Raw genomic sequence first — 8,624 nt, forward strand, 5'->3', positions numbered from 1 at the left:
GATCACGGTGTGAACGACAGATGCGCCTGAGTTTCGTGTGGTGACATGGACACTGTTGGCTGGATCGTCACCCTGCACAACGACGCCGCACGAGCGCAACAACCCTGTGGAAGTAGCGAGCCGAAACTGAAATGAATAGCGACAAAACCCCCGACAAAAATACCGTGCGCGAGCAATTGCTCGATCACGCGCAGGTTTTGCTAATGACCCGCGGCTACAACGGTTTCAGTTATCGGGATTTGTCGACGCTGGTCGGTGTGAAGACTTCGAGCATTCATTATTACTTCCCGTCGAAGGAAGATCTCGTGCTCGAAGCGGTGAATACGTACAGCGCGGACGTGATGTCGTCTATTTACGCCATCGATAGCTCGGCCTCGGCCGAGAAAAAGCTCGACCGGTATGTAAAGCTGTTCGGCAAAATCGTAGGCGAGGGCGATCAGGTTTGTCTTTGCGGAATGCTTGCCGCCGATATTGAATCGCTTCCCGAAGGTGTCCGCCATGCGGTGCAGGCTTTTTTTAAAGCTAACGAAACTTGGCTGGCAAAGGTGCTGGCCGAAGGCGAGAAGCAAGAAACCCTGAGGGTGAACGGAAAGCCTGACGTAGCGGCGCGTGCGTTGTTCGCGGCGTATCAAGGCAGTTTGCTTGCCTGTCGATTATTTCACACGAAGGTACGGTTGGATGAAGTCACCCAAACTGTGAAACGTTAATCCACGATGTGAGTGTTAGCGCGCTGCTTGGAATTGGGTATTCGACCTCGGCGCGAACAAAATTGAGTACCGTGCGAAGGGCTGCCGAATAAATAGGGCAGATATCAAGCACAGGGCGTTGGAAGGGAGCGCAGCCGAGGTCGCTCTACCAACATCGTTGGGAATATTGTTAATAATGATTTAGCGTATGCCAAAATCTGCATTTATGAAGTTATCTATCTTCAAGTAGGTAGATTTTGATTGCCGATTTTTAGCTATACCTAAATTGCTTGGAAGTTATTTTTACCGTCACCCAAAAAGCATCGACGAAATTAGTCAAACGGGCTGTGATTCCGCACCCCAAAGGGGAATCGATATCGACGGTTTCGTCTTTTAGTCAAACATGCCGAGTCAGTCGTGTTGGGGCTGGTTCAGTTAATTCGCTGAGCGCTTGTCGGATGCCGGCACGTAATCGTTCTCGTCAATTTTTGTCGCCTTGCTTGTGTAGGCAATGCGATAGCTAACGAAAGGGTTAGCGCGGTTTCTCAAGTTATTAAGTTATCTATCTATGAGTAGATAAAATTTTGAGTGCATGGTGCTTCTTTCGCTGCTTCGTTTTCAGTACGCAGTTTTCAGCATTCCGTAATTCAGCCGTTTCGCGTCGCAAGTCTTAGGCAGTCAGGCATTACCCGTCTCACTCAACCGCAACAACCCGGTTTTCGCACCGGGCCCTAACCCGCCGTACCTTCGCTAACAGGAGTGAACCATGTACAAGCTCAAATCCTTCGCCATCGCCTCCGCTGTTGCTGCAATGCTTAGCGCAAGCGCCGCCGCGCAAGCCGCGCCAGTGCTCGAACCCGCGACGCAGCAGTTTATAGACGCGCTCACCGCTCAAAAAGGTCCGCCGATCTACACCCTGTCTCCCGCCGATGCCCGCAACGTCCTCGCTGGCGCTCAATCGCAGCCGGTGCAGAAGGAAGCCGCGCAGATCGAGGATCGCGTGATCGATGCAGGTCCGACAGGCAAGATCGCGATCCGCATCTTACGTCCCGCTCACGCCAAGGGCGTGCTGCCCGTGATCATGTATTTCCACGGGGGTGGTTGGGTGCTGGGCGACAAGAATACGCACGACCGCCTGATCCGTGAGATCGCGAACGGCGCACAGGCCGCGGTGGTTTTTGTGGATTACGACCGCTCGCCGGAGACGAAATTCCCGGTGCCGACGGAAGAGGCCTACGCCGCCACGCGCTACGTGGCTGAGCATGCAAAACAATTCAACGTCGATGCGACGCGCATGGCCGTGGCGGGTGACAGTGTCGGCGGCAACATGGCGGCGGCTGTCACGTTGATGGCGAAGGAGCAGGGCGGCCCGGCGCTGCGCTACCAAGTGCTGTTCTACCCGGTCACCGATGCGAATTTCGACGACGGCTCATACAACGAATTCGCCGAGGGTCCGTGGCTCACCAAAAACGCGATGAAATGGTTCTGGGACGCCTACGCGCCCAACGCCGCCGATCGGGAAAAAATCACGGCGTCGCCGCTGCGTGCATCGCTTGATCAGTTGAAGGGTTTGCCGCCCGCGCTCGTCATCACCGACGAAAACGACGTGCTGCGCGACGAAGGCGAAGCGTATGCGCGCAAGCTGTCGCAGGCCGGCGTCCGGGTGACGGCGGTGCGCTACGCCGGCACGATCCACGACTTCGTGATGCTGAACGCGCTGGCTAACACCCCGGCCACGCGCGCTGCGATCGAACAGGCGAACACCGTGCTGAAGAAGGCGCTGGCGAAATAAGCGGGTACGCGCGCTGGCAATCACCGGCAAGCAAAAGCCCCACGCGCCGCAAGGCGCGTGGGGCTTTTGTACGAATCATTTTCACTGCGACGAACGAAGTCTCAAAAGCCTTCAGGCAGGCAAGGTATCGATGAAAGACTGACGCAGCGACAAACGCTGAAGGTGCTTGTCCAGATTGGCATACTCCTCGCGCCAGTTCATGTCAGGCATCCGGAAATCGAGATAACCCAGCGCGCAACCGCAAGCGATATCGGCAAGCGTGAAGTGATTCGCCGAACACCAGTTCTTGGCGGCGAGACCTTTCGACATCGCCTTCAGGCCGTCGTCAATTTTGCGCTGTTGGCGCGCCACCCACGCCTCGTTGCGCTGCCCTTCCTCGCGTTGGGTGGTTTCCAGGCGAATCAGAACGGCGGCGTCGAGCATGCCGTCGGCGAGTGCCTCCCAGCATCGCACTTCCGTGCGCTCGCGGCGTTCCTGCGGCAGCAGTTTGCCGACCGGCGTGAGCGTATCGACGTATTCGCAGATCACGCGCGAATCGAACACGGCTTCGCCATCGTCCAGGATCAGGCACGGCACTTTGCCGAGCGGATTGAAACTATGGATTTTCGAATCGGATGCCCAGACGTTTTCGAGCACCAGTTCGCAGTCGATTTTCTTTTCTGCCATCACAATCCGCGTCTTTCGAACGTACGGGCTGTTGAGCGAACCGATCAGTTTCATCATCTGTGTTGTCGTTTCTGCAAAGAGTAGTCACGGAGATGGATCTTAACCGCCCGAACGCGCGCCGACTGTAAATTCAAGATGGCGGCGTTGTGGTCGGGCGACAAAAAACCCGGTGCACCTTTCGGTGCAACCGGGTTGCTGTCTGGCGGCACGAGGTCGCGCCCATGACAGGCGCTCCGGTTTATACGCCGCGTCTTCCAGACGCGTAGCGCGCGACCGTATCAGCCATGCTTACTGAGCAGGGGCGGCGTTTGCGGACATGGCGGCTGCGGGACAGGGAAGCACCGCCGGCGTGCGAGTTGCGACTTTTCCGGCTTTGCCGGCCGGTGCGGAAGACGACGCGGGCACGGGCACCGAACTCACCGTCCGAATCCCCGCAGAAATGTCGCTGGCGAGTTGATCGACTGCTCGCCGATGCCCCGCCACCAACGCGTCATATCCGCCATCGACAGGTTGTTCAGCCTGCGTCCGGCACGTCAGGACAGCCTGGTTGTTCACGCCGCGCACGCTCCAGACCGCGTCGATCAGCGCGCGACGGCCCGGCGATGACTCGAAGCGCTGAACATTCACCTTCACGCGATACACCGCTGCGCCTTCGGGATACGGCGTGCCGTAGACGTCGATGGCGCCCAGCCGTTGCGACAAATCCGCCGATAGCGCGCGCCGGACTTCATCGGCGGGAAGGGACGCCCAGCGCTCGTCCTCGAGCACCCGGACTTGCGCCGAGCCGTCCTGCACGACCATCTGGTTCTTCGCGACTTGCGGCGGCATGTCCACCGGAGACACTTCCAGATAAAACGAAGCGGGCGCGGCGATTCTGGTCGCGGCGTCGTTGCCGCCGAGCGTATAAAAGCGGCTCGCCGGCGAACTGCTGCAGGCGGCAAGCGCGGCGACCAGACTTATCGCCGATACCCCACCGACGGCCCTCAATACTCTGGCCAAGCTCATGGCTTATCTCCTGGTTTTCCACGTACGAGCGATTCCGGATGACGTTCCAGATAATCGGCGAGCGCGTTGAGCGATTGCAGTGTCCGTGTGAGTTCCTGCAGCGCCTGATGAACATCCGACTGCAGCGGTGAGTCCTGTTGCAGCGTGTTTTGCGCCTCGCCGAACGTTTTCCGCGCGGCGGTGAGCGTGTCACGCGCTTCAGGCACAACCTGCGTACCGAGCTGGTCGAAGAGGCTGTTCGCGTTCTTCAGCGCGCCGTTCAGGTTGTTGCCGATTTCGTCGAAGGGGATCTTGTCCAGTTTCTTCGCGATGTCAGCCACCTGCAGTTGCAGTTCATCGAGCGTATTGGGCACGGTTGGCAACTCGAGCGGATCGGCTGTGGCGTCCACCGTGGCCTTGGGCGCTTTCGGGAAGACATCGAGCGCGACATAAAGCTGCCCGGTCAGCAGATTGCCGGTACGCAATTGCCCGCGCAAACCGTTCGACACCAGCTTTTGAAGCAGTTCCTGCCCGGCGACGGTGTTCTGGCGCGGTACCGATTCCCGGAAGCGCTTGCCCAGCCGTTCCGGATAGATATTCATGGTCACCGGCATCTGGAAGGTGCGCGTCTTCGGATCGTATTCGATACCAATACCCGTCACGCTGCCGAGCAGGATGCCGCGGAAATCGATTGGCGCCCCCACCGACAAGCCACGCAGCGACTGGTTGAAATTCATGACCACGCGGATTGGCTGGCCGTCCGGATCACGCATGGAGTCCTGTTCGTCCGAACCGAGGCGGAAGGTCATGTTGTCCGGCGCCTGCTGTCCGGGTTCCTGATTCGGCGGTGTCTGGAAGGCAATCCCCCCCAGCACGACGGTCGCAAGCGACTGCGTGTTCAGTTTGAATCCGCTTGCATCCAACCGCAGGTCGACGCCGCTTGCGTGCCACCAGCGCGAGTTCGTTCCAACATACTGATCGTACGGCGCGTTCACGAACACCTGCATGGTGACGCCCGTGCCGTCCTTGTCGAGTGAAAAGCCGACGACTTGCCCGACCTGCACACGCCTGTAATAAATGGGCGAGCCGATATCGATGGAGCCCAGCGACTCACCGCGCAAGGTGAACTGCCGCCCTTTTTGGTCGCCGGTCACGGCGGGCGGGGTTTCGAGTCCGACAAAATGGGTTTCGTCTTCTTTCGACTTCCCTGCATCCACGCCGATATACGCACCGGACAACAACGTGCCGAGCCCGGTCACGCCGCTGGCGGCCACGCGCGGGCGCACGACCCAGAAGCGCGTGTCTTTCACCGCGAAGTCCTCGGCGACCTTGGTCAACTGGACGTCGACGAGCACGCGCGAGTGATCCTTCGACAGCGTGATCTCCTTGACCGTGCCGACATCAACGTCCTTGTATTTCACCTTGGTTTTGCCTGTCTCAAGGCCTTCGGCGCTCACGAAACTGATGGTGATCGTCGGTCCACGTCCCGACACCGATTTCACCACCAACGCAATGCCGATCAGCGCGGCGATCAGCGGAATCACCCAGACGAGCGAGGGTATCCAGCGGCTGCGCGGCTCGATGACCGGTTCAGGCAGATTGGGCGGCAAGCCACCACCGCCGCCCGCGTTTCGCGACGGCTCGTTCGGGCCTTTGACGGTGTTGTTCGAAGGACCTTGCGGGCTAGTCATGTTTCTTTCCTGAAGGTTCGATGTGATCCCACATCAGTCGCGGGTCGAATTGCATGGAGGCCAGCATGGTGAGCACCACCACGCAGCCGAACGCCAGTGCGCCCGGCCCCGGCGTGATGACGGCGAGTGAACCGAAGCGCACGAGCGCGACGGTCAGTGTCACGACAAAGATATCGAGCATGGACCAGCGGCCGATTTTTTCGACGATTCGATACAACGTCGTGCGCTGGCGAGGACGCCACTTGGAGCCCGATTGGGTGGCCCAGGTGAGAAACGCCAGCGTGCCGAGCTTGAGCATCGGCACGAGAATACTGGCGATAAAAATGATCGCGGAGAGCGGATAGTCGCCATCGTTCCAGAACATCGCCACGCCGCTCATGATCGTGTCGTCTTCGGAACCGACGATCGACGAGGTATGCAGCACCGGATACAAATTTGCCGGAATGTACAGGATCGCGGCAGACAACAGCAACGCCCAGGTCCGCGCAACCGAGTCAGGATTACGCCGATGCAATGGTGAGCCGCAGCGCACGCAAAGCTGGCGCTCGACCGTGAACACGCGCTTTTGCACGCGGTTGCACGCGTGGCAGGCGATCAGACCCGCCTCCTTGGCCGTGGTGAATACCGGCTCGGGCGATTCGGAGGCGTCGGGCGTGTCGGCGGTACTGGATTGGGGCTGGTCGGTCATGATTTCGTCGGTGGAGCGGCGGCGTCGGGCGGCGCACCGCCAGTCGTGCTTTGCGTCGGCGCGAAAGGATGCAGCAGGTCGGAGGAGGAGCCGGAATGCGGGGCGGCTGAATAAGCCGATACCCCGCCGGACCGGAGACCGCCGAAAGGCGTGTACCGCAACGGTCCGTGACCTCCCACACGCTCGGCGATTTCCCACAGCGCGCGCGGGTCGAAAGTGAGGATGACAGCGAACAGCAAGGTTAGCGCGCCGAACGCGAAGAGCGCCGCTTCCGGAATCACGCGCGCGATGCTCACCATTTTCACCAGCGTGACAAGTATCCCCAGCATGAACACTTCGATCATTCCCCACGGCCGCACGAACTGGATCGCACGCAGCACCTGGCTGAAGCCGGCCGGAATGAAACCCGCGCGCAACGGCACGAGCAGATACAGCATTGCAATTAGTTCGGTAAGCGGGAAGAGGATGGTCGCGCAAAAGACCATGGTGGCGATGACTTCCATGTTCTCACCCCACAACGCGACGATTGCACCAATCAGGGTCGTTTGGGACGTGATGCCGTTCGTTTCCAGTTCCACGATAGGAAACGCCTGCGCGATCAAAAACGTGATCAGCGCGGCGAGCGTAATGGAGCAAAGCTTGTCCAGATTCGACGACACGCTTTGGTAGAGCGTGGCACCGCAGCGCGTACATTTCGCGGAACTGCGGGATGGCAGGGCGCGCTTATGAAACAGCGTGTCGCATTCATGGCATGCGATCAGATCGTCTTCTTCCATAGGCGAAATACTGGGCTCGTACTGGCGTGTTGTTTTAGTGTCTTGAACGTCGTGGTTCCGGGGCGGCTGCTTACAAGAGCAAGGGCCGGGCCAGCGGGCATGGTAACAAACGGCGGGCTGCCGCGCGGAAGAGGCGCGCAGACCTGACTTGCCGTCCCGTCAAAGCCAAGGCGTTGTGGCGTGAACCCACGCTGATGAGCGGACTTTGGTTGGTTCCTCGCCCAAATGGAATTGTCGGCGTGCGTGGCCCGTTTAATCTGGATGGCAAGTCACTGATACCAGATTTGTAACGCGGGCGTGGACGGGTCGGCAACTATTTCTTTATCGAAAAGCCGGTTTTTACTTGTTCGGGTAGGATGGCGGCCTTGAGACCTTGTCATCGGGTTATTGCGGTTGCCGCGCGATAACCCGCTTGGGGTCAAGTCATCAATTCCGCATTCTTTTCTGGTGGACCACGTATGGAACGCAGCCCGAATTTCGCCAGCTCCGAGCGCTACAGCGGGACCGCGATCGGCCTTCATTGGCTGATCGCGCTGCTGATTGTATGCGGCTTTTATCTTGGCTGGATCATGACCGATATTCCCGGTTTCACGCCAACCAAGCTCAAATATTTCTCGTGGCACAAATGGATCGGCGTGACGGTGTTCGCGCTCGCCGTCGTGCGCGTGCTCTGGCGCGCCACGCATAAGGCTCCCGCCATGCCGCGACGCATTCCGACGTGGCAAAAAGGGGTCGCCCACCTCACGCACTTTCTGCTTTATGCGCTGATGCTGGTGATTCCTGCCTCCGGGTATCTCTATAGCTCGGCGGCCGGCATTCAAGTCGTGTATCTCGGACTGGTGCCGCTGCCGACAATCATCGGACCGGATACCGCGCTGAAAGTCACGCTGAAGATGGTCCATATCTACTTGAATTACACGTTGCTGGTGCTCGTGGTGATGCATGTGCTGGCGGCGTTGAAGCATCAATTCGTCGATCGCGACGGTCTGCTTGCACGCATGCTTCCGTTCCTCCGATAAGCACTGTCCGTTCGCATTCAATGAAAATGAGGTGTAATTGATTCCTTGTTGTTGATAGCCAGTTTCCTCCGCACAGGTTGCGCTGGATTGCGTTTGACTTTTCAATAGCGGCTCAACCGGTTTTCCCCGGTGGCCTCAGGACATACATGAAACACGCGAAATTTTCCCGTTGGTTGCTTGCAGGCGTTTGCGCCACATCGCTGGTCGCTGCGGGGTCCGCCTTTGCCCAAGCCCAGGTCGATACGACCAAAAGCACGGTGACGGCGACATCGAAGCAAATGAACGTGCCGGTTGAAGGCAAGTTCAAGAAGTTCACCGCGCA

At 58.9% G+C, this 8,624-nt stretch carries 8 protein-coding genes and 1 pseudogene; 4 read left to right on the forward strand and 5 right to left on the reverse strand.

Going from position 1 to position 8,624, the window contains the following annotated elements; translation table 11 throughout:
- Positions 1–131: 131 nt before the first annotated feature.
- Together GSQ93_RS19435 and GSQ93_RS19440 are read left to right on the forward strand one after the other, a co-directional pair.
- Positions 132–707 carry a TetR/AcrR family transcriptional regulator gene (locus GSQ93_RS19435; protein ID WP_158937268.1) on the forward strand — a complete coding sequence of 192 codons (576 nt, stop codon included), beginning with the start codon at positions 132–134 and terminating at the stop codon, positions 705–707.
- A 745-nt stretch (positions 708–1,452) separates the two neighbouring features.
- Complete coding sequence (locus GSQ93_RS19440) at positions 1,453–2,478, forward strand: alpha/beta hydrolase (protein WP_158937269.1); 1,026 nt, start codon at positions 1,453–1,455, stop codon at positions 2,476–2,478.
- 111 nt (positions 2,479–2,589) lie between these two features.
- Here GSQ93_RS19440 and GSQ93_RS19445 read toward each other — a convergent pair whose 3' ends face one another.
- The 5 genes from GSQ93_RS19445 to GSQ93_RS19465 form a co-directional block, all read right to left on the reverse strand.
- A complete protein-coding gene (locus GSQ93_RS19445) occupies positions 2,590–3,201 on the reverse strand; it encodes a glutathione S-transferase C-terminal domain-containing protein (protein WP_158937270.1) in 612 nt (203 codons plus the stop codon).
- Positions 3,202–3,432: 231 nt separating this feature from the next.
- Positions 3,433–4,149, reverse strand: a complete 717-nt coding sequence (locus GSQ93_RS19450) for a membrane integrity-associated transporter subunit PqiC (RefSeq protein ID WP_158937271.1) — start codon at positions 4,147–4,149, stop codon at positions 3,433–3,435.
- A complete protein-coding gene (locus GSQ93_RS19455) occupies positions 4,146–5,819 on the reverse strand; it encodes an intermembrane transport protein PqiB (protein WP_158937272.1) in 1,674 nt (557 codons plus the stop codon). The genes GSQ93_RS19450 and GSQ93_RS19455 overlap by 4 nt, the downstream gene beginning before the upstream one ends.
- Positions 5,812–6,507, reverse strand: coding sequence for a paraquat-inducible protein A (locus GSQ93_RS19460; protein ID WP_158937273.1), 696 nt, complete (start codon positions 6,505–6,507; stop codon positions 5,812–5,814). The genes GSQ93_RS19455 and GSQ93_RS19460 overlap by 8 nt, the downstream gene beginning before the upstream one ends.
- On the reverse strand, positions 6,504–7,283 hold the full coding sequence (locus GSQ93_RS19465; protein WP_174254648.1) for a paraquat-inducible protein A: 780 nt from the start codon (positions 7,281–7,283) through the stop codon (positions 6,504–6,506). Before GSQ93_RS19465 ends, GSQ93_RS19460 begins: the two co-directional genes overlap by 4 nt.
- Positions 7,284–7,741: 458 nt before the next feature.
- On the opposite strand from GSQ93_RS19465, the gene GSQ93_RS19470 reads away from it, so the two are divergent.
- Positions 7,742–8,302 (forward strand): cytochrome b, encoded by a 561-nt coding sequence (locus tag GSQ93_RS19470; RefSeq protein WP_158937274.1) that lies wholly within the window; start codon positions 7,742–7,744, stop codon positions 8,300–8,302.
- A 146-nt stretch (positions 8,303–8,448) separates the two neighbouring features.
- Positions 8,449–8,624 (forward strand): annotated as a pseudogene (locus GSQ93_RS38155) (polyisoprenoid-binding protein); the annotation flags it as partial.

The organism is Burkholderia sp. S171, assembly GCF_009766085.1.
Taxonomy (GTDB): domain Bacteria; phylum Pseudomonadota; class Gammaproteobacteria; order Burkholderiales; family Burkholderiaceae; genus Caballeronia.

Bases quoted from the DNA above. Each gene is read 5' to 3' on its own strand.
- GSQ93_RS19435 (WP_158937268.1), top strand. From the start codon at position 132: ATGAATAGCGACAAAACCCCCGACAAAAATACCGTGCGCGAGCAATTG.
- GSQ93_RS19440 (WP_158937269.1), top strand. From the start codon at position 1,453: ATGTACAAGCTCAAATCCTTCGCCATCGCCTCCGCTGTTGCTGCAATG.
- GSQ93_RS19445 (WP_158937270.1), bottom strand. From the start codon at position 3,201: ATGATGAAACTGATCGGTTCGCTCAACAGCCCGTACGTTCGAAAGACG.
- GSQ93_RS19450 (WP_158937271.1), bottom strand. From the start codon at position 4,149: ATGAGCTTGGCCAGAGTATTGAGGGCCGTCGGTGGGGTATCGGCGATA.
- GSQ93_RS19455 (WP_158937272.1), bottom strand. From the start codon at position 5,819: ATGACTAGCCCGCAAGGTCCTTCGAACAACACCGTCAAAGGCCCGAAC.
- GSQ93_RS19460 (WP_158937273.1), bottom strand. From the start codon at position 6,507: ATGACCGACCAGCCCCAATCCAGTACCGCCGACACGCCCGACGCCTCC.
- GSQ93_RS19465 (WP_174254648.1), bottom strand. From the start codon at position 7,283: ATGGAAGAAGACGATCTGATCGCATGCCATGAATGCGACACGCTGTTT.
- GSQ93_RS19470 (WP_158937274.1), top strand. From the start codon at position 7,742: ATGGAACGCAGCCCGAATTTCGCCAGCTCCGAGCGCTACAGCGGGACC.